The following is a 20,150-nucleotide window of genomic DNA, read 5'->3' as shown; positions in this document are numbered from 1 at the left end:
TTTTCGCCCACTCTCATTAATAGCCCGAAGGCAACATGCTCCGACTTGTTTTTGGAGCAATGTGATGAGATTTGTAAAGATCGCGCTGGCTGCCGCGGCACTGCTGCCGCTCGCGTCGTATGCGGCATTGGGCGGTGCACCGGGTACGGACCCGGCCCCGCAGATGCGGCTCCGTTCGGCCACCTCTAATTCCTCTTCTGCCGCTGTTGCGGCTTATACCGTGCGTGAGTCGCGCGATGCCGACGGTGTCACGATCCGCGAATACGTGCTGCCGGCCAATATCGTGTTTGCCGTCACGTGGCAGGGACCGGTGCGGCCGGATATGGCCGCGTTGCTTGGTAGCTACTTCTCCAGCTTCGCCTCGGCGGGCCAGGCACATGCGCGCGGCACCGGTCCGTTGATCGAACACAACGACGGCTTTCACGTTGAATCAGCGGGCCGGCCTGGACACTTCTTCGGCAAAGCGTACTTGCCACGCATGGTCCCCACCCACGTTCGCATGGACGAACTGCAGTGAAGCGGCGTATCGATTCACGGAATACACAGATGAAAACTTTCAGCAAGACACTTTGCTTCGCGCTTCTGACGGCCAGTATGACTCTATCGGGCTGCGGTGGCGGTGGTGACAACGGCGACCCGAAAACGACGGAGAACAACGAAACCCTGGTACCGGCTCCTGGCCTGACGCCTACTCCGAGCCCCACGCCGACGCCAACGCCGACGCCGGCACCGACGCCAACGCCGACTCCGACTCCGACTCCGACACCGACACCGACTCCGACTCCAACGCCAACTCCGACTCCGACTCCGACTCCGACTCCAACTCCGACTCCGACTCCGACTCCAACGCCAACGCCAACGCCAACGCCGACTCCGACTCCTACGCCTACGCCTACGCCAACGCCGAGTCCTACTCCCACCCCAACCCCGGTCGCCGACATCAACACCGTACCAATCACCGTCGAACGTTGGACGGGGAACTACGCCAACATGCCGTACGTGAGCGTCACGCTTTGCTTCCCCGGCGTGCAGGACAGCACGCAATGCGCAACCATCGACCACATGCAGCTAGATACAGGCTCGGTCGGTGTACGAGTACTGGCGAGCGCGCTGGGTCAGGCACTCGCCGGCCGCTTGCCCGCGCAATCGGGCGCCACCAACGATCCGACCGGCGGCGCGCCGATCGCCGAATGTGCGGTGTTCGGCTCGGGGTACACATGGGGGCCGATCAAACGGGCCGACGTGACGATCGGTGGCAAAACGGCGGGCAATCTGCCCGTGCAAGTGATCGCCGACGACACGTACTCCACGCCGTCAGATTGCGTTTCGCGCGGTGTCAACAACCTCGGCACCGCATCCGCGCTCGGCGCCAACGGCGTGCTCGGCATCGGCCCGGCGCAACGCGACTATCCCGCTGCGGCACAAACCGTCTTGCCCGCGGCCTACTATTACTGCAGGTCCGCAACGTCGTGCACGAACACACGCGTGCCGCTCGACACACAGGTCATGAATCCAGTGGCCAACTTCACCTCCGACAACAACGGCACGATCATCCGCCTGCCCGCGCTGCCTGCGGGTGGTCAGTTACGCGCCACAGGAGAACTGGTGTTCGGCATCGGCACGCAGTCGAACAACGCGATGCCGTCGAACCCGAATATCGTGGCGCTCGATCAGAACGGCTTCTTCCAGACCACCTACAAGAGCCGTTCGTATTCGAGCGCCATCGACAGCGGCTCCAATGCGAACATCTTTGCGGATTACACGATTCCCTCTTCAGGTGACTGGTATACGCCGTCAACCACGCTCAGCCTGTCCGCCGTCCTGACGGGCATCGACAAGGCCGCCATGCCCGTCACCGTGCCGTTCTCACTGGCCAACGGCTCGAGCCTGGTGGCGAATCAGTACGCTGCCTATGACAGCCTTGGCTCGCCATCGGCGGGAATGTTCGTCTGGGGGCTGCCATTCTTCTTCGGCCGCAACGTCTACACGGTGCTCAACAACGTGATGATCGGCAAGCAAGTGGGGCCGTTCATCGCTTTCTGATCATCGGAAGCAGCATTCATCTAGTAAGAGAACGACCGGCGCGCGAGGCGCCGGCCTTTTTTCTTGCGCTAGAAAGACTGCGTCCTGCCGTCTCCCTCAACACCTCAGCCACCGTCCTGAAGATTTCGTCAATCTGCGCCCCTTCAATAATCGACGGCGGCGAGAACACCAGGATGCCGCCGGTACAGCGCGTCAACACCCCCTTCTCGAAGCGCCACAAGAGCACGTCATAAGCCCGCGCACCAGGCGGCCCATGCACAACGGCGCAGCGACCATGCACCGCCGACGCCCGCTGGCCGACGGACACGCTTCGTTGCGGCGCGGCGCGCACCTGAACGAGGCGCACGCTCCGCTCCTGCACCAATTTCGCGCCGCGTTTCGCATAACTCACGTGGCGCATCCCCGCGCCGCAGCACGCAATTGGCGGACTTCAAGTCGAAATTACTACATGGCATGTGCCTTGCAGTACACAAGCGGCAAGTCATGCGGGATAAGCCCTGCTGGCTGAAATCGACGCCCATAAACAGTCACCATCAATGGCAAGGGGAAATACATGAAACGTCGTAGTCTGTTGAAGTTCGGCTCCATGTCGGGCGCATTGGCGCTTGCAGGTCAGGTTCCGTTTGCTCAGGCGCAATCGGGCAGCGGCCCGATCAAAGTAGGCGTTCTACATTCCCTCTCCGGCACGATGGCGATCTCGGAGACATCGCTCAAAGACACCGCGCTGATGACCATCGCGGACATCAACAAGAACGGCGGCGTCATGGGCCGTCAACTGCAGCCGGTGGTCGTGGACCCGGCGTCGAACTGGCCGCTGTTCGCCGAAAAGGCGCGTCAGCTGATCACCCAGGAAAAGTGCGCGGTTGTGTTCGGCTGCTGGACGTCGGTGTCGCGCAAGTCGGTGCTGCCGGTGTTCGAGGAACTGAACGGCCTGCTGTTTTACCCGGTGCAGTACGAAGGCGAAGAAATGTCGCGCAACGTGTTCTACACGGGCGCCGCGCCGAATCAGCAAGCGATTCCCGCAACCGAATACCTGATGAGCGCGGAAGGCGGCGGCGCCAAGCGCTTCTTCCTGCTGGGCACCGACTATGTGTACCCCCGCACGACCAACAAGATCCTGCGCGCGTTCCTCAAGTCGAAAGGCGTGCAGGAAGCCGATATCCAGGAGGTCTACACGCCGTTCGGCCATAGCGACTATCAGACCATCGTCGCGAACATCAAGACCTTCTCGCAGGGCGGCAAGACCGCGGTGATCTCGACCGTCAACGGCGACTCGAACGTGCCGTTCTATAAGGAACTCGGCAACCAGGGGCTGAAGGCGTCCGACGTACCGGTGGTCGCATTCTCGGTCGGCGAAGAAGAACTGCGCGGCATCGATACGAAACCGCTGGTCGGCAATCTCGCGGCATGGAACTACTTCATGTCGCTGCGCAATCCGGCCAACGACAAGTTCAAGAAGCAATGGGCTGCCTGGGTGAAGGACAACAACCTGCCGGGCGGCACCAAGCGCGTGACCAACGACCCGATGGAAGCGACTTTCGTCGGCATCCATATGTGGAAGCAGGCCGTCGAAAAAGCAAAGAGCACGGACGTGGACAAGGTGCGTGTGGCGATGGTCGGCCAGACGTTCGCAGCGCCGTCAGGCTTCACGCTCGAAATGGACGGCAATCACCATCTGCACAAGCCGGTGATGATCGGCGAAGTGCGTGCCGACGGCCAGTTCAACGTGGTGTGGCGCACCAAGACCGCGGTTCGCGCGCAGCCGTGGAGCCCGTTCATCGCCGGCAATTCGAGCAAGCCGGACGTGGTCAGTTCGATTCCCGCATTCCTGAAGCGCTCGCGGGTTGCCTGAGCCGGAACCTGAGCTGGGGCAGAGCCGGAGCTGAACCGCTGCTCTGCCCGACACGACGCTGCAAGACGCAAGACAACGGCGTGGCACCGGGGCATCACCGCGATGCCGTGCCGCCTCGCCGGTTTTTCTTCAAAGGCCATCATGGCGTTTTCATTTCCGAAATTCGCACGACGGAGCATCGGCGGTCTCGCGCTCGCGCTTATCGTTAGCGCACCGCTTACCGCCTTCGCGCTCACTCCGGCCGATGTCGCCCCGCTCGCCGGTGACGACTTCGATGCGAAATCCGCGGCAATCGACAAACTGATTGCCAACCACGACAAAGAATCGCTCGCGGTGCTCAAAGCCCTGTCCGAAGACAGCGCGCTCGCCACCGATTCCGGTGCAGTGCTGCTGCAAGACGGCGACACGGCACACGACGCCGTCACCGGCAAAACGGTCGCCGCGGGCGACGCGCAACCGGTCACCCTGAACAACCTGCTGCGCTCGAAAGTGTCGGGCGCACTCTCGGGCCTGCAACTCGATTCACCCGACGCCGCCACGCGCGACGCCGCCATCACCGCACTGCTGCAAAACCCCGATCCGTCGATCAAACCGCTCGTTGACGCAGCGCGTGCGAAGGAAACCGACCCGGCGCTGAAGAAGCGCCTCGACACGTTGTGGGCAATGACCGCATTGCACGACGCCGACCCGGCCAAGCGCCTCGAAGCCGTGCAACTGGTCGCCGCGCGGCACGATCTCGACATGAACGAACTGCTGCGCCCGCTCGTCGCGAAGAAGCCTGACGGCACCTTCAACGAAGCGGACGATCGCGTGCGTTCCGCTGCGCAAAGCGGCATAGACGAACTCGATTCGATCCAGCGCCGCAGCCAGATCGCGGGCACGCTGTTCGCGGGCCTATCGCTCGGCAGCGTGCTGCTGCTCGCTGCATTGGGGCTCGCAATCACGTATGGCTTGATTGGCGTCATCAACATGGCGCACGGCGAGTTCCTGATGATCGGCGCGTATGCCACCTATGTCGTGCAGAATCTGTTCCAGCGCTTTGCGCCCGGTGCGTTCGACTGGTATCCGCTGCTTGCCGTGCCGGCCTCATTCGCCGCCGCCGGTCTGGTCGGCATCGTGCTCGAACGGTTGGTGTTGAAGCATTTGTACGGCCGGCCGCTTGAGACCCTGCTGACCACCTTCGGCGTCAGCCTGATTCTGATTCAGGCGACACGCATGGTGTTCGGCGCGCAGAACGTGCAGGTGATCAACCCTGCTTGGATGAGCGGCGGCGTGACCGTGCTGCCCAATCTGATCCTCCCGTACAACCGGCTGGCGATTCTGGCGTTTTCGCTGATCGTTGTCGGGATTGCGTGGGCTGTCCTGACTAAAACCCGCCTGGGCCTGTTCGTGCGCGCTGTCACGCAAAACCGGCGGATGGCAGCATGCGTCGGCGTAAAAACTGCACGTGTCGATTCGTACGCGTTCGCGTTTGGCGCAGGCATTGCCGGCCTGGGTGGCTGCGCGCTGTCGCAGATCGGCAATGTCGGCCCGGATCTCGGCCAGAGCTACATCATCGATTCGTTCATGGCGGTGGTGCTCGGCGGTGTCGGCCAACTCGCCGGCACGGTAATCGGCGGTTTCGGTCTCGGCTTGATCAGCAAGGCGATCGAACCGTTCTGGGGCGCGGTGCTCGCCAAGATTGCCGTGCTCGTGCTAATCGTGCTGTTCATCCAGAAGCGTCCGCAGGGCATGTTCGCCCTCAAGGGCCGTAGCGCGGAGGCATGAGATGACATCGGCTACCTCTTCGGCTCACGTCGGCCCAACGAGCAGTGGCGCTGTTGCCGCACGCGAAGCGCAATCCGGCTTCGCGCTCGGCCTGCCGCCACGCCCTGCGTTGCTGTCGCGCCGCGCGTGGCTTGCGCTGATCGCACTGATCATCGTGTTCGGCCTCGGCGTGCCCTTCGCCACGCTGGTGGTCCCGGAAACGAGCGCGTTCCATCTGTCCGCGTACGCGATGACGATCACCGGCAAATTCATGTGCTATGCGATCGCCGCGCTGGCACTCGATCTCGTGTGGGGCTACTGCGGCATTCTGAGCCTCGGACACGCACTGTTCTTTGCATTGGGCGGCTACGCGATCGGCATGTACCTGATGCGCTCGATCGGCCACGAAGGCAAATACGGCAGCGATCTGCCCGACTTCATGGTGTTTCTCGACTGGCACCAACTACCGTGGTACTGGGAAGGCACGCAGCATCTCGGTTACGCGTTGCTGCTAGTAGTGTTGGTGCCGGCGGTGGTCGCGTGGGTGTTCGGCTTTTTCACGTTCCGCTCGCGGGTGAAGGGCGTGTACCTGTCGATCATCACGCAGGCAATGACGTTTGCCGCCATGCTGCTGTTCTACCGCAACGAAACGGGTTTCGGCGGCAACAATGGCTTCACCGACTTCAAGCGTATCGGCGGTTTTCCGATTACGCATCCCGGCACCCGCACTGCCCTTCTGCTGATCACGTTCGCGGTGCTGATCCTGGCCTTCATCGGCGCGCGGGCAATCGTCACGTCGAAGCTCGGCCGCGTAGTCACTGCGGTACGTGACGGCGAAACGCGTTTGATGTTCCTCGGCTACAGCCCGCTCGCGTACAAACTGTTCGTGTGGACCGTCTCCGCCATTTTGTGCGGGATCGCGGGCGCGTTGTATGTGCCGCAGGTCGGCATTATCAACCCGGGTGAGATGTCGCCGGGCAACTCGATCGAGATGGCGATCTGGGTTGCGGTGGGTGGACGCGGCACATTGATCGGACCGATTATCGGCGCGTTCGCGGTGAATGGCGCGAAGAGCTTTTTTACGGCGAACTTCCCTGAATACTGGCTGTTCTTTCTTGGTCTGATTTTCGTGCTGGTCCCGCTGTTGTTGCCGAACGGCATCATGGGGCTGATCGAAATGGTCACGCGCAAGAGGAACCGTTCATGAACGAAAACCCGATGGTTCCTGATCTTGCATTACCTGAAGAGCCTGCTGAACGGTCGCTGAGCGGTGTCGCCAGCATGGGGCACGCGGTGGTGCCAGGCGAGATCGATATTTCGCACGGGACGATTCTGTACCTCGAAGACGTGACCGTGAGTTTCGATGGATTTCGCGCGTTGAATGCGCTGACGCTATCGATCGACGCGGGTGAATTGCGCTGCATCATCGGGCCGAATGGCGCCGGCAAGACGACGATGATGGATGTCATCACCGGGAAGACCGAGCCGGATTCCGGGAAGGTTTTTCTGGGGCAGTCGATTGATCTGACGCGGATGAATGAGCCTTCTATTGCGCGTGCGGGGATTGGGCGCAAGTTTCAGAAGCCGACTGTTTTTGAACAGCATCCTGTGTGGGAGAACCTTGAGCTGGCCATGAAGGCCGACAAGGGATGGTGGGCTTCTTTGCGTGCGCGATTGGATCGTGAGGCGCAAGCGCGGATTGAAGAGACGTTGGCTTTGATTGGCCTGGAGAGTGAAGCACGGCGGCTTGCAGGCGAGTTGTCGCACGGCCAGAAACAACGGCTCGAGATCGGCATGTTGCTGATGCAGCAACCGGCATTGCTTCTGCTCGACGAGCCCGCCGCGGGCATGACCGATGACGAGACCATGCAACTGGCTGAACTGCTCAATCACTTGCGTGGGAGTTGCTCGATGTTGGTTGTCGAACACGATATGGAGTTTGTCGCGGCGCTATCGGGCGAGAAGGGCAAGGTCACGGTGATGGCCGAAGGGCGAGTGCTCGCCCACGGCACGCTTGATGAGGTGAAGAGAGACGAGACGGTGATCGAGTCTTATCTCGGGCGGTAATGGCCGCAATCAAACCACGGCCGCAGCAAGCCACCAGAATTCAAGGATCGACCGACATGCTAGAAGTAGAAAACCTCAACCAGTACTACGGCGGCAGCCACATTCTTCGTGATGTGAAACTCACCGTGCCCGACGGCAAGCTCACCGTGCTCCTGGGTCGCAATGGTGTGGGCAAAACAACCTTGCTTCGATGCCTGATGGGCGTCGTCCAAACAAGGAGCGGTTCGATTGCCTGGCGCGGCGCACCGATCACCAAGCTGCCGACTTACTCGCGCGTAGAGAAAGGCCTCGCCTACGTTCCGCAAGGCCGTGACATCTTTCCCCGCCTAACCGTCGAAGAAAATCTGTTGGTCGGTGCTGCAAGCAAAAAAGCCCCGAAGAAAATCCCGGATCGCATTTACGAACTCTTCCCCGTCCTGAAGGACATGCGCAGCCGCCGCGGCGGCGACCTCTCCGGCGGCCAGCAACAGCAACTTGCGATCGGCCGCGCGCTAATGAGCGATCCACAATTGCTGATCCTCGATGAACCCACCGAAGGCATCCAGCCCTCGATCATTCAGGACATTGGCCGCACGCTGCGTCAGTTGGTCGAAGAAATGGGCATGACTGTGCTGCTCGTCGAACAGTATTACGACTTCGCCAAGGAAATCGCCGATCGGTATTGGGTGATGAGCCGTGGCGAAATCGTCGCGGGCGGTGAAGGCGCCAACATGGATACGGATGGCGTACGTGCATTGATCGCTGTCTGAGCGACTCAAACAGTACAAACAGCGCAGCGTGCTATTCTCGCCGCATCCTGTGGCAACGCGGCTCGTCGTTGCCTAACACGTGCGGGCACGCTGCGAATTGACGCGTCTGTTGCTGCGTCCATTGCTGCGTTCGCTACTGTGCCCAATGCAGCTCCCAGCCGCTCATTCATTCGCATGTCGCTTCACGAAAACCACGCTGCACTCGCCACCGCGCAACCCACGGCACACTCGCAATGGCGCGCGCGCCTCGAACTCGGCTTCGTCAAAGACGGCGAACGGACCACGCTCAAGCATCGGCTGCATGACGGGCCGTTGCGCGTGCAGCGGCCGCTCTATCCGGAAGGCCATGCGATCTGCCACGCAGTGATCGTGCATCCGCCGGGCGGGATCGCGGGCGGCGACCAACTCGATATCGACGTGGATGTCGGCGACAACGCGCACGCCGTGATCACGACGCCCGGCGCAACCAAGTGGTACAAGTCCAATGGCCGTGCGGCACGACAGAATATTGCGGTGCGTGTCGGCCCGCAGGCGAAGCTCGACTGGCTGCCGCAGAACAATATCGTTTTCGATCACGCCAATGCGATGCTGGATTTTTCGCTGACGCTTGGCGAAGGCGCTACCGCGATTGGGTGGGATGCGACCCAGCTCGGGCGGCAAGCGGCTGGTGAGCGATGGTCAAATGGGCAGTTGCGAGCCGTATCGCGGATCGTTGGGGCGAATGGCGAGGCGCTGTGGCTCGAACGCGCAAGCCTCAGCGCGGAAGATTCATTGCGCGATGCGGCGCAAGGCCTTGCCGCGTTTCCTGCGTATGGGACGCTCTGGGCGGTCGGCGCAGCCTGCGACGACGCGCTCGCTGAAACGCTCACTGCCCAGCTACCGTTTGACGATTCGTTGCGGGCGGCGGCTTCCTGTGTGACTGAAGGGGTTTTGCTCGTGCGGGCGGTTTCGCGGTCTATGGAGACGCTGCAGCGTGCTTTGACGAAGTGCTGGCTTCAGTTGCGGCCCGTTGTGCATCGGGTTGAGGCTGTGCCGCTTCGAATCTGGTCGACCTGATCCGCTTATCAGCAAAGGCGCCTCGCAGCGCGAGCGCGCCTTTCACCTTCGTAAGACATCGCAAGCACCAATCTGGCGCAGCCGACCGCTCCAAATCGGTGCGCCACTGCATCTGTCACCTCGCCAAGCCATGCTGCACCGCCATGGCACATACCTTGCGTAGAGTCCCCCACGATGCTGCCGCGTCCTGACTGCAGCCGACCACCCGCCGCCACCGCTCGCCTAACATGACCCGATCGACCCTTCGCCCTGCGCGTCGCGCCTGGCTCGCCGCACTGCTGCTCTCGCCTGTCCTCGCCATCACTGCGCCCGCCGCCCACGCAGATACGCTCGACAACATCGCCAAAGCCGGCGTGCTGAAAGTCGCAGTTCCGGAAGACTATCCGCCCTTCGGTTCGGTCGGCGCGGATATGAAGCCGCAGGGTTATGACATCGATACGGCCGCGATGCTCGCGAAGTCGATGAACGTGAAGCTCGAACTCGTGCCGGTGAATAGCGCGAACCGCATTCCGTATCTGCAAACGGGTAAGGTCGATCTGGTGATCTCGTCGCTCGGCAAAACGCCTGAGCGCGACAAGGTCATCGACTTTTCGACGGCCTATGCGCCGTATTACCAGGGCGTGTTCGGTCCCGCCGACATCAAGGTCACCGGCCCCGCCGATCTCACCGGCAAGACGGTGGGCGCCACGCGCGGCGCGCTCGAAGAAATCGGTCTCACGCAAATGGCGCCGAACGCCACCATCAAACGCTTCGAAGACAACAACGCGACCATCGCCGCGTTTCTCTCGGGCCAGGTGCAGTTGATTGCTGCCGGTAATATCGTTGCCGCCGCGATCAATGCGAAGAATCCGCCGCGCCGTCCGGAACCTAAGTTCGTTATAAAGGATTCGCCATGTTTCGTCGGCATGAACAAGAATGAAAGCCGGCTCCAGGCGAAGGTCAACGCCGCCATCGCCCAAGCGAAGGCGGACGGCACGCTCAACACAATGTCGAAGAAGTGGTTCGGCGCGCCCTTGCCCGCCAATCTGTAAGCGGGTCGTTAATCCAGCTTGATATCTTTGTAAGCTGATCTGGCAGTAAGCTTGTCGCGGTTTGTTTCGCGTCGCATTTCGATGCGGCCGCGACGGCGCACAACGAAGCGCCACCTCGATCGCATCCAACGCCTGTCCTCACCGGGACAGGCGTAACCCAACCTGACATCCGATGAAGCTGACACCTCGCGAGAAGGACAAGCTGCTGATCTTCACCGCCGCGCTGCTCGCCGAACGGCGCCGCGCTCGCGGCCTCAAACTGAATTACCCGGAAGCGATCGCGTTCATCACCGCCGCGCTGATGGAAGCGGCCCGTGACGGCAAGACCGTCGCCGAGGTCATGCACTACGGCACCACGCTGCTGACGCGCGCCGACGTGATGGAAGGCGTGCCGGAAATGATCCCCGACATCCAGGTCGAAGCCACGTTCCCCGACGGCACCAAGCTCGTCACCGTTCATCACCCGATCCCCTAATCACGCAAGGCAGCCCCATGATTCCCGGCGAACTCCTCATCGACGACGGCGAACACGAACTCAACGCGGGCCGCGCCACCGTCACGGTGGTCGTGTCGAATACCGGCGACCGTCCGGTGCAGATCGGCTCGCACTATCACTTCTATGAAGTGAATGAGGCGCTCTCCTTCGATCGTGAAGCGGCACGCGGCTTCCGGCTCAACATCGCAGCGGGCACCGCCGTGCGCTTCGAGCCCGGCCAGGAACGCACTGTCGAACTGGTCGAACTGGCGGGCGACCGCGTCGTCTACGGCTTCAACGGCAAGGTGATGGGCAAGCTCTGATGCGCCAATCGCGCACGCTTGCTTTGACCACCCTGCTCATTTCCGGACCCACACCATGACATTACGCATCGGCCGCCGCGCATACGCGGAAATGTTCGGCCCCACCACCGGCGACCGCGTGCGCCTCGCCGATACCGAGTTGCTGATCGAAGTCGAACGCGACTTCACGACTTACGGCGAAGAAGTGAAATTCGGCGGCGGCAAAGTGATTCGCGACGGCATGGGCCAGTCGCAACGCGTGCATGCCGACGTGGTCGATACCGTCGTGACGAACGCGCTGATTCTCGATCACTGGGGCATCGTCAAGGCCGACATCGGCATCAAGAACGGCCGCATCGCCGCGATCGGCAAAGCGGGCAATCCCGACATTCAACCGAACGTGACGATCGCGATCGGCGCGTCCACTGAAGTGATCGCCGGCGAAGGCCTGATCGTGACGGCGGGCGGCATCGATACGCACATTCACTTCATCAGCCCGCAGCAAATCGAAGAAGCACTGGCGAGCGGCGTGACGACGATGCTCGGCGGCGGCACGGGTCCGGCAACGGGCACGAACGCGACGACTTGCACGCCGGGTCCGTGGCATCTCGAACGCATGCTGCAAGCGGCCGATGGTTATCCGATGAATCTCGGCTTTCTCGGTAAGGGCAATGTGAGCCAGCCGCAACCCGCGCTTGAACAGATCGCCGCGGGTGCAATCGGTTTGAAGCTGCACGAAGACTGGGGTACGACGCCGGCTGCAATCGACAATTGCCTCTCTGTTGCCGACGATACCGACACGCAGGTCGCAATCCACACGGATACGCTGAACGAAGCCGGTTTTGTGGAAGCGACCGTGGCCGCGTTCAAGGGCCGCACGATCCACACGTATCACACGGAAGGCGCAGGCGGTGGCCACGCACCGGACATCATCAAGGTGTGCGGCGAAGCGAACGTGCTGCCTTCCTCCACCAATCCGACGCGTCCGTACACCGTCAACACGCTCGAAGAGCATCTCGACATGCTGATGGTGTGCCATCACCTGGACCCGTCGATTGCGGAAGACATCGCGTTTGCCGAGTCGCGCATTCGTCGCGAAACCATTGCTGCCGAAGACATCCTGCACGACCTCGGCGCGTTGTCGATGCTGTCGTCGGATTCGCAGGCGATGGGGCGTGTAGGCGAAGTGATTATCCGCACGTGGCAGACCGCGCACAAGATGAAGGTGCAACGCGGCGCGCTGCCTGAAGACGATGCGCGACACGACAATTTCCGCGCAAAACGTTATGTCGCCAAGTACACGATCAACCCGGCCATCACGCACGGTATTTCGCATGAAGTCGGCTCGATCGAGCCGGGCAAATGGGCCGATCTGGTGTTCTGGGAGCCAGCGTTTTTCGGCATCAAACCGTCGCTGATTCTGAAGGGCGGCATGATCGCGATGGCGCAGATGGGTGACCCGAACGCGTCGATTCCGACGCCGCAACCGGTCCACTATCGCGAGATGTTCGCGACGCGTGGCGGTGCGTTGGGACGCACTTCATTGACCTTCGTTTCGCAGATGGCTGCGGATGCAGGTGTCGGCGAACGTTATGGTCTGAACAAGCGTATCGTGGCTGTGAAGAACTGCCGCAAGATCACGAAGGCGGACATGATTCACAACGCGTGGCGTCCGGCGATCAGCGTCGATCCTGAGACGTATCAGGTTATCGCCGATGGTCAGTTGCTGACCTGCGAACCAGCCACTGTACTGCCGATGGCACAACGTTACTTCCTGTTCTAAACCATGCGCACTATCGACAAACTGATTGCGCCGCATCTGAAGCTCGCACCTGTTCTGGTGAAGCGCGCGCCGACTTTGACGCTCGCTTTCGATGACCGCCGTAAGAGCCGCCTCGCGGCAACGCTGGATAACGGCGAGGAAATCGCATTGCTGTTGCCGCGCGGCACTGTGCTGCGCGACGGCGATGTTCTGGTCGCTGATGATGGTGGTTTGGTGCGCGTGGTCGCTGCCCCTGAAGCCGTGCTGGTTGTCCGCGCGAAAGATGCGCTGACTTTGACGCGCGCCGCTTATCACCTCGGCAATCGTCATACGCCGGTCGAAGTCGGCGCGGATTATCTGAAGCTCGAATATGATCCGGTGTTAGCCGATATGCTGAAGCGCATCGGTGCAAGCGTGGATCAGGTGTCGATGCCGTTCCAGCCGGAATCGGGCGCGTATGGCGGTGGTCACAAGCATGGTCACGACGAAACCTTCGCTGAAGACTATGCCTTAGCCCAGCAGGTGTTCGGCGAACATCATGGGCATGAGCATTCGCACGATCATGAGCATGGTCATGAGCACGGCCATAGCCACGCGCACGGTCACTCGCATGACCATGACCACGGTCACGACCATTCGCACGACCCCAAAGACGACGATCACGTCCACGACGAATCGTGCGGCCACGGGCATCATCACCATGCGCATCGCTGAACTCACAGCGCTGCTGCATCTCGCGTCGCCGGCATTGCCGATCGGCGCGTTCAGCTACTCGCAGGGTCTCGAAGCGGCGATCGAAGCGCAACTCATCGCCGACGCCGATTCCGCACGCGACTGGATCGCGAGCGGTCTAACCGACGTGCTCGCGCGTTGCGAGTTGCCGTTTCTCGCGCATCAGATGGAACGCTGGCGCGCGCACGACGCAGATGGCTTGAAGGAAGCAAACAGCGAATTCCTGGCAAGCCGTGAGTCCGCCGAACTCAGACGCGAAACCGAACAGATGGGTTGGTCGCTGCGTCAGTTGTGCGTGTCGCTCGAATGGGGCGACGCAGAACGGCGTACGACCTTGGCATCGCTCAAGCCCCTGGCCCAACCTACGGCTTTCGCCTTCGCCGCTTTCGCGCACGATGCAGCGCCTGACGCAGTTCTTGCGGCCTACGCATTCAGCTGGGTAGAAAACCAGGCCGCTGCCGCATTGAAGGCCGTGCCGCTTGGCCAACTCGCGGGTCAACGCATCATCGTCGCGTTACGCGAGCCGATCGACGCCGCCGTCACGCGAGCCTTGGCCACCTCACCCGACAACATCAACACCTTCGCGCCGCAATTGGGCATTCTCTCGGCGCGTCACGAGTCGCAGTATTCGCGGCTCTTTCGCTCATAAGAAGATCGATCATGAACGCACCTCATCACCCCGCTCACTCGTCTGTCCGCACCAAGAAACTGCCGCCGCTACGCGTAGGCGTTGGCGGCCCCGTCGGCTCGGGCAAGACCACGTTGCTCGAAATGCTCTGCAAGGCGATGCGCGAACAGTACGACCTCGTCGCGATCACCAACGACATCTATACGAAGGAAGATCAGCGTCTGTTGACCGTAGCGGGCGCGCTGCCGGCCGAGCGGATCATGGGCGTGGAAACAGGCGGCTGCCCGCACACGGCGATCCGCGAAGACGCGTCGATCAATCTCGAAGCCGTCGACCGCATGCTGACGCGCTTTCCTGATGCGGACATCGTGTTCATTGAATCGGGCGGCGATAACCTCGCGGCAACCTTCAGCCCAGAACTGTCAGACCTGACGATCTACGTGATCGACGTAGCCGGCGGCGAGAAGATTCCGCGCAAAGGCGGCCCAGGCATTACGAAGTCGGATCTGCTTGTGATCAACAAGACCGATCTCGCACCGATGGTCGGCGCGAATCTGGAGGTGATGGCTTCTGACGCGAAGAAGATGCGCGGCGAGCGTCCCTTCGTGATGTGCAATCTGAAGGCGCTCGACGGACTGGATGTGGTGGTGAAGTTTATCGAGAAGAAGGGGTTGTTGAAGGCTTGATGCCAGAGCGGCGCGCTTCAACGCTTTGAAGCTTTGAAGTCAGGGCGCTTCCGCGCCCATCCCCTCACTCCGGCAACACCGCCATCAACACATCCACCGTCCGCGCCGTCGCGCCACGATGGCGCGCGGCAAACGCCGAAGCCGCGCCGCCCATCGCGAGCCGCCTCGCTTTGTCTCCGAATAGCTCGCGCAGCGCCCGCGCCAGATCAGCCGGATCCTGCACCTGAACCGCCGCGCCCGCCGCGACCGCATCCGCTGTGGCTTGCGTGAAGTTGAACACATGCGGCCCGATCAGCACCGGCACCCCAACCGCACAGGCCTCGATCAGATTCTGCCCACCCAGCGGCAGCAAACTCCCGCCGATAAACGCCAGATCCGAGGCGGCATAGTAAGCGCCCAACTCGCCCATCGAATCACCGAGCAGCACGTTGACGTCAGAAGGCAAAGCAGGCACCCCGCCGCCTACAGCTGAAGCAGCAGCCGATGCCACCGTCGCAGCAGGCGCCCAGGTCGAGCGCCGCTCAAGACGCAAACCAGCCTTCTCGACCAGCCCCGCCACTTCATTAAACCGTTGCGGATGACGCGGCACCAGAATCAGCAACGCATCCTCGATACCCAGCGCCGCGAATGCCTGCAGCACCAACTCCTCTTCGCCTTCACGCGTACTCGCCGCGACCCACACCGGCCGCGTGCCGATCGCCGCACGCCATGCATGGCCACGCGCCGCCAGCTCAGGCGGCGTGCTCATATCGAACTTCAAATTGCCGAGCACCGCGACATTACGCGCACCGAGTGCAGTGAGCCGCTCGGCATCCGCCGGACTCTGCGCCAGCACTCGCGCAAAGCCGCCGAACACGTCTTTGGTCGCATGACCGAACTTGGCCGCGCGCTTGTACGAACGCGCCGACATCCGCGCGTTGGTCAGCACCAACGGCACATCCGCGCGACGACATTCGTCGATCAGCGTGGGCCACACTTCGGTTTCCATCACCAGACCGAGCGACGGCCGCCAAGCCCGCAAAAACCGCCGTACCGCATGCGGCATGTCGTACGGCAGATAGCTCCGCAATACGCGGTCGCCGAAAATCTGCTCGCCGGTGGCGCGGCCACTCGGCGTCATATGGGTGAGAAGAATCCGCGCGTCGGGACGCGCCTTGATCAGCGCATCGATCAGCGGTTGCGCAGCGCGCGTCTCGCCCACCGACACCGCATGCACCCAGATCAGCGGTGCATTGTCTTCCGGCAACCGGCCACGCGAGTAACCGAACCGTTCGGCGATATGCTCACGATAGCCACGCTCCTTGCGCGAACGGATCAGCAAACGCAGCACGGCAAGCGGCGCGACGATCCACCAGAGCGCGTTATAAATCGCCCTCAGCATCGGGACTCCGCACGCCCGAGCGCGAATCCGAATGCAAGCGCGCGTTTCACCGCGTGATCGAACCAGACAGCGGCGCTCAAACGAGAGCCCTGCCCTTCAGGCGCTCGAGAATGCCGAGCGGCGCGCAGTCCGGCTGCGCCATCGCCTTGACCGGCAGGAAGAAGGTCTGCTCCAGCATGAACTGGCCGGACATCACTGCATGCGAAGTCTGGTCGGAGAAACACACCCAGACGCTGCCCGGCGGAAACGGCATGGTCTCCTGCGGGCTCGACTTCTGATACTCGAGATCGGCCTTCATGCCGTCGTGCAGATTCAGCATCAAATGGTCGTATTCGCTGCGCGGCGATTTGGTCACATGCAGCAGATTCAGCAGCCACGCCGCGCCAGGCATCTGCGGTTTGATACGCGGCAGGAAGCGTTTGGCCATATCCTCGAACGGTTCGCCAACGCGCCACACGCGCGGCGCGCCATGCGGATTCACGTTGGTGAACACGCGCAGAATGCGCTCGCCGTAATTCGGCCGCGACGGAAAGGCATCGACATGCAGACGGCTGTCGTCCTTACGCCAGGACGTCTCGCGCCCTTCCACCTGATGCAGCCGCAGGCTCGTCGGCGCGACGCGCAACTTGCTGTTGTATTCGGGAAAGAGTCCATCGACCAGGGTGCGCGCATTGGCCTGATAACGCGCGATCAACGCGCGCACCGCCGATTGCGTAACCGCGTCGCCAGCCACGCCATGCAGCGCGCCGCCATTCGGCTCGAGACTGATGTTCTTGCGGCTCGGATCGGCAAATGCGGGATCGAGCAAGGCCTGTTCGCCGCCTTCGATGGCAAAGCGCAGATTCGGGAAATACAGCACCTTGCCGCGTTCGACGCCGGCCAGCAGCGTCTCGCGCGGCACGGACAGATTGCGTCCGTGCCAATCGGCGTTCGCTACTTCAATGATCTGGGTTTCGTTCATGGTCGCCCTTGAAAACGGATGGAGCGTAAGGCGAAGCACACCGCATTACAGCGTTACGACATTAGAGCAGGCCAAATCCGGCCAACGCCGACTTGACCTCTTGCAGCGTGGGCGGCTTGCCAGCCGTGCCGAGATTGACAACGTTCGGCGACCAGTAGCCGCCAGTGCGCCACGCGGTGGCGAAATTGTACAACTCGACCGTCGGCCGCTTCAGCGCCGCCGCAATGTGAACTAGACCTGTGTCAACGCCGACTGTCGCGGCGGCGCCGTCGATCAGGCCGACCACCGCCGGCAACGAGAGCCTGGGCGGCACGATCGCAGCCCCGCCGAATTCCTTCGCCAGGCGCTCGCTGGTGACGCGCTCTTCCTCGCTGCCCCACGGCAGCACGATCGAGGCGCCGCGCCGCACCAAAGACTGTCCAAGCTCGATCCACGCGGTGTCGGGCCACTGCTTGTCGGCGCGCGAGGTGGCGTGCACGAACACCACGTAAGGCACCGGCAGATTCAGATTCGCCTCCGACAAGGCCAGCGCCGCGCGCCCGGTGTCGATGCCGAAGTCGATTTCGTCGGTGGGTTGTGGCTGCGGGTCGTCCAGCGCGGCGGCCACCAATTGGCGCGTACGCTCGACCACATGGGTGCGCGGCTCGATCGGCACGCGCTTGTCGTAGAAGAAGCGCACCGGCCATTCGAAGCCCGCGCCGTCGGTACGGTTCGCGAGGCCTACCAGCGGCCCGCGCGCCAGGCTCGCGACCCACGCGGTCTTGATGAGCCCCTGGCAGTCGATCACGAGGTCGTAGTTTTCGGCGGCGAGCGCGCGGCGAAACGCGCCGATCTCGCGCCAGTTGTCGACCGAGAGGATGCGCTTGCGCCAGCGCCGCAGCGACACGGGAATCGCCCGCCGCACGCCGCTGACGAGCTCCACGAGCCCCACGAAGCTTTCCTCGACGAGCCAGTCGATCTGGGCCTCGGGATGGCGGCGCCGGATGTCGGCGATTACCGGCATGTTGTGAACGACGTCGCCCAATGACGACACCCTCACGATTAGTATCTTTTGCACGCTCAAGTGTGGGAAAACCGGCTATCCGGCCCGAAGTGCGTTGAGAGAGCCCCCAACCTGTCGCTTCGCGCCAGGTCCCCCGAGGGGGTGAGGACGGCAATTCTATCGCGACACGGGTAAATGGCATGAAAAAACGCGGCGCGGTAACTGAAACCCGCGCCGCGTTCGACGGCAACCGCGGTTCACGAAGAACCGCGCCGCCGCTGGAGCTTTTAGAACGGCAGCTTCGCGTCCGGCTTCTCGGCCATGATTACGCGGCGGAAGTCTTCCTGGATGCGCTTGAGCGCTGCGTCGCTATCGGCTTCAAAGCGCATGACCACGACCGGGGTGGTGTTCGACGAACGCGCGAGGCCGAAGCCGTCCGGATACTCCACGCGCAGGCCGTCGATCTTCACAACGTCGTCCGCGCCCGTGAACTTCGCGTTTTGCTGCAAACGCGCGATCAGTTCGAAGTTTTCGCCTTCTTCGAGCTTCAATTGCAGTTCCGGCGTGGAATTCGAGTTCGGCAGCGAGTTGAGCAGCTTGCTCGGATCCGCCACACGCGTAAGGATTTCCAGGAGACGCGCGCCGGTGTACAGGCCGTCGTCGAAACCGTACCAGCGGTCCTTGAAGAACACGTGGCCGCTCATTTCGCCTGCCAGCGGCGCACCGGTTTCGCGCAGCTTCGCCTTGACCAGCGAGTGGCCGGTCTTCCACATCAGCGGTTCGCCGCCCTTCTCCTTGATCCACTTGCCCAGATTGCGCGTGCACTTCACGTCGTAAATGATCTGCGCGCCCTTGTTGCGCGACAGCACTTCTTCGGCGAACAGCATCAGCTGGCGGTCCGGATAGATGATCTGGCCATCTTTGGTGACAACGCCGAGGCGGTCACCGTCGCCGTCGAAGGCGAAACCGATTTCAGCATCCGTTTCCTTCAGCGCGCGGATCACGTCCTGGAGGTTTTCCGGGTGAGCCGGGTCCGGGTGATGGTTCGGGAAGTTGCCGTCGATTTCGGTGAACAGTTCGACCAGTTCGCAGCCGAGCTTCTTGAAGAGCTTCGGCGCGAGGCCGCCTGCCACACCGTTGCCGGTGTCGACCACGATCTTGATCGGACGTGCGAGCTTGACGTCGCTGGTGATGCGATCCAGATAGGCGTCGGCGATGTCGTACTCGGTGTACGTGCCGCTGCCTTCAGAGAAGTTTTCGTCGACGATGCGCTGATGCAGCGCGAGGATCTGCTCGCCGTAAATGGCCGCGCCGCGCAGGACCATCTTGAAGCCGTTGTAGTCAGGCGGATTATGGCTACCCGTCACGACGATGCACGAATCGACGCGGCGCTCGCCACCGTCGAGTTGCAACGGCACATTGGCCGCGAAGTAGCCGACCGGCGTCGGCACCATGCCGACGTTGACCACGTCGACGCCGGCTGCACGCAGACCGTCCGATAGCGCCTGGATCAGATCGGGACCCGAGAGGCGGCCGTCACGCGCCACCACTACGGCGTCGCCGCCTTGCGCCCGCACTTCGCTGCCAAAAGCGAGACCGATCGAACGCGCTGCGTCAGTGTCGAGCGTCTTGCCGATCACACCGCGAATGTCATACGCCTTGAAAATAGATTTGGAGATCATGTTGGCTCACTTGCG

The 20,150-nt window shown here is 62.2% G+C and carries 21 protein-coding genes; 15 read left to right on the top strand and 6 right to left on the bottom strand.

Translation table 11 applies throughout. From position 1 onward, the window contains the following. The first annotated feature begins 64 nt into the window (after positions 1-64). Entirely contained in the window at positions 65-517 is a 453-nt protein-coding gene (locus R8871_RS23555; protein ID WP_175052637.1) for a DUF2844 domain-containing protein, read from the top strand. Between the two features lie 171 nt (positions 518-688). Here R8871_RS23555 and R8871_RS38505 read toward each other — a convergent pair whose 3' ends face one another. Next, entirely contained in the window at positions 689-865 is a 177-nt protein-coding gene (locus R8871_RS38505) for a hypothetical protein (RefSeq protein WP_246287673.1), read from the bottom strand. A 74-nt stretch (positions 866-939) separates the two neighbouring features. Between R8871_RS38505 and R8871_RS23550 the strand changes: the two genes are divergently transcribed. Then, positions 940-2,043, top strand: coding sequence for a DUF3443 domain-containing protein (locus tag R8871_RS23550; protein WP_281370251.1), 1,104 nt, complete (start codon positions 940-942; stop codon positions 2,041-2,043). A 16-nt stretch (positions 2,044-2,059) separates the two neighbouring features. Here the strand turns inward: R8871_RS23550 and R8871_RS38870 are convergent, their stop codons facing one another. Further along, complete coding sequence (locus R8871_RS38870) at positions 2,060-2,434, bottom strand: hypothetical protein (RefSeq protein ID WP_407673190.1); 375 nt, start codon at positions 2,432-2,434, stop codon at positions 2,060-2,062. A 162-nt stretch (positions 2,435-2,596) separates the two neighbouring features. Between R8871_RS38870 and urtA the strand changes: the two genes are divergently transcribed. From urtA to ureG, 13 genes are all read left to right on the top strand, one after another. Next, positions 2,597-3,895 carry an urea ABC transporter substrate-binding protein gene (urtA, locus tag R8871_RS23540; protein WP_175052635.1) on the top strand — a complete coding sequence of 433 codons (1,299 nt, stop codon included), beginning with the start codon at positions 2,597-2,599 and terminating at the stop codon, positions 3,893-3,895. A gap of 141 nt (positions 3,896-4,036) precedes the next feature. Then, positions 4,037-5,662 (top strand): urea ABC transporter permease subunit UrtB, encoded by a 1,626-nt coding sequence (gene urtB / locus R8871_RS23535; protein WP_175052634.1) that lies wholly within the window; start codon positions 4,037-4,039, stop codon positions 5,660-5,662. Position 5,663: 1 nt separating this feature from the next. Continuing rightward, on the top strand, positions 5,664-6,848 hold the full coding sequence (gene urtC, locus R8871_RS23530) for an urea ABC transporter permease subunit UrtC (protein WP_175052633.1): 1,185 nt from the start codon (positions 5,664-5,666) through the stop codon (positions 6,846-6,848). Further along, the gene (gene urtD / locus R8871_RS23525; protein WP_175052632.1) at positions 6,845-7,708 is read left to right on the top strand and encodes an urea ABC transporter ATP-binding protein UrtD; all 864 of its coding nucleotides are present in this window, start codon (positions 6,845-6,847) and stop codon (positions 7,706-7,708) included. Before urtC ends, urtD begins: the two co-directional genes overlap by 4 nt. Positions 7,709-7,764: 56 nt before the next feature. After that, positions 7,765-8,457, top strand: a complete 693-nt coding sequence (gene urtE, locus R8871_RS23520) for an urea ABC transporter ATP-binding subunit UrtE (RefSeq protein WP_028199808.1) — start codon at positions 7,765-7,767, stop codon at positions 8,455-8,457. A 174-nt stretch (positions 8,458-8,631) separates the two neighbouring features. Next, the gene (locus R8871_RS23515) at positions 8,632-9,513 is read left to right on the top strand and encodes an urease accessory protein UreD (RefSeq protein WP_175052631.1); all 882 of its coding nucleotides are present in this window, start codon (positions 8,632-8,634) and stop codon (positions 9,511-9,513) included. A gap of 227 nt (positions 9,514-9,740) precedes the next feature. After that, positions 9,741-10,544, top strand: a complete 804-nt coding sequence (locus R8871_RS23510; protein WP_175052630.1) for a transporter substrate-binding domain-containing protein — start codon at positions 9,741-9,743, stop codon at positions 10,542-10,544. A gap of 172 nt (positions 10,545-10,716) precedes the next feature. Beyond that, positions 10,717-11,019: an urease subunit gamma gene (ureA, locus tag R8871_RS23505; RefSeq protein ID WP_054041799.1), complete on the top strand. Its 303-nt coding sequence runs from the start codon at positions 10,717-10,719 to the stop codon at positions 11,017-11,019. 17 nt (positions 11,020-11,036) lie between these two features. Further along, on the top strand, positions 11,037-11,342 hold the full coding sequence (locus R8871_RS23500; protein ID WP_054041797.1) for an urease subunit beta: 306 nt from the start codon (positions 11,037-11,039) through the stop codon (positions 11,340-11,342). 55 nt (positions 11,343-11,397) lie between these two features. Then, positions 11,398-13,104 carry an urease subunit alpha gene (gene ureC, locus R8871_RS23495; protein ID WP_175052629.1) on the top strand — a complete coding sequence of 569 codons (1,707 nt, stop codon included), beginning with the start codon at positions 11,398-11,400 and terminating at the stop codon, positions 13,102-13,104. 3 nt (positions 13,105-13,107) lie between these two features. Further along, positions 13,108-13,797: an urease accessory protein UreE gene (gene ureE / locus R8871_RS23490; protein WP_175052628.1), complete on the top strand. Its 690-nt coding sequence runs from the start codon at positions 13,108-13,110 to the stop codon at positions 13,795-13,797. Beyond that, on the top strand, positions 13,784-14,464 hold the full coding sequence (locus R8871_RS23485) for an urease accessory protein UreF (protein ID WP_175052891.1): 681 nt from the start codon (positions 13,784-13,786) through the stop codon (positions 14,462-14,464). The genes ureE and R8871_RS23485 overlap by 14 nt, the downstream gene beginning before the upstream one ends. An 11-nt stretch (positions 14,465-14,475) precedes the next feature. Continuing rightward, positions 14,476-15,129, top strand: coding sequence for an urease accessory protein UreG (gene ureG, locus R8871_RS23480; protein WP_054041789.1), 654 nt, complete (start codon positions 14,476-14,478; stop codon positions 15,127-15,129). Positions 15,130-15,193: 64 nt separating this feature from the next. On the opposite strand, the gene waaA is transcribed toward ureG, so the two are convergent. The 4 genes from waaA to R8871_RS23460 all read right to left on the bottom strand — a co-directional run bounded on the left by waaA (position 15,194) and on the right by R8871_RS23460 (position 20,135). Continuing rightward, positions 15,194-16,510, bottom strand: coding sequence for a lipid IV(A) 3-deoxy-D-manno-octulosonic acid transferase (gene waaA, locus R8871_RS23475; RefSeq protein WP_175052627.1), 1,317 nt, complete (start codon positions 16,508-16,510; stop codon positions 15,194-15,196). A gap of 76 nt (positions 16,511-16,586) precedes the next feature. Beyond that, complete coding sequence (locus R8871_RS23470) at positions 16,587-17,471, bottom strand: Kdo hydroxylase family protein (protein WP_175052626.1); 885 nt, start codon at positions 17,469-17,471, stop codon at positions 16,587-16,589. Between the two features lie 61 nt (positions 17,472-17,532). After that, positions 17,533-18,534, bottom strand: coding sequence for a lipopolysaccharide heptosyltransferase I (waaC, locus tag R8871_RS23465; protein WP_175052625.1), 1,002 nt, complete (start codon positions 18,532-18,534; stop codon positions 17,533-17,535). Between the two features lie 206 nt (positions 18,535-18,740). Beyond that, positions 18,741-20,135: a phosphomannomutase/phosphoglucomutase gene (locus tag R8871_RS23460; RefSeq protein WP_175052624.1), complete on the bottom strand. Its 1,395-nt coding sequence runs from the start codon at positions 20,133-20,135 to the stop codon at positions 18,741-18,743. Between the last annotated feature and the right edge of the window lie 15 nt (positions 20,136-20,150).

Origin of the sequence: Paraburkholderia sediminicola, assembly GCF_902859805.1 — a bacterium.
Taxonomy (GTDB): Bacteria; Pseudomonadota; Gammaproteobacteria; order Burkholderiales; family Burkholderiaceae; genus Paraburkholderia; species Paraburkholderia sediminicola.
The sequence above is the reverse complement of the archived record's forward strand: the minus strand, read 5'-3'. Positions and strand labels throughout refer to the sequence as shown.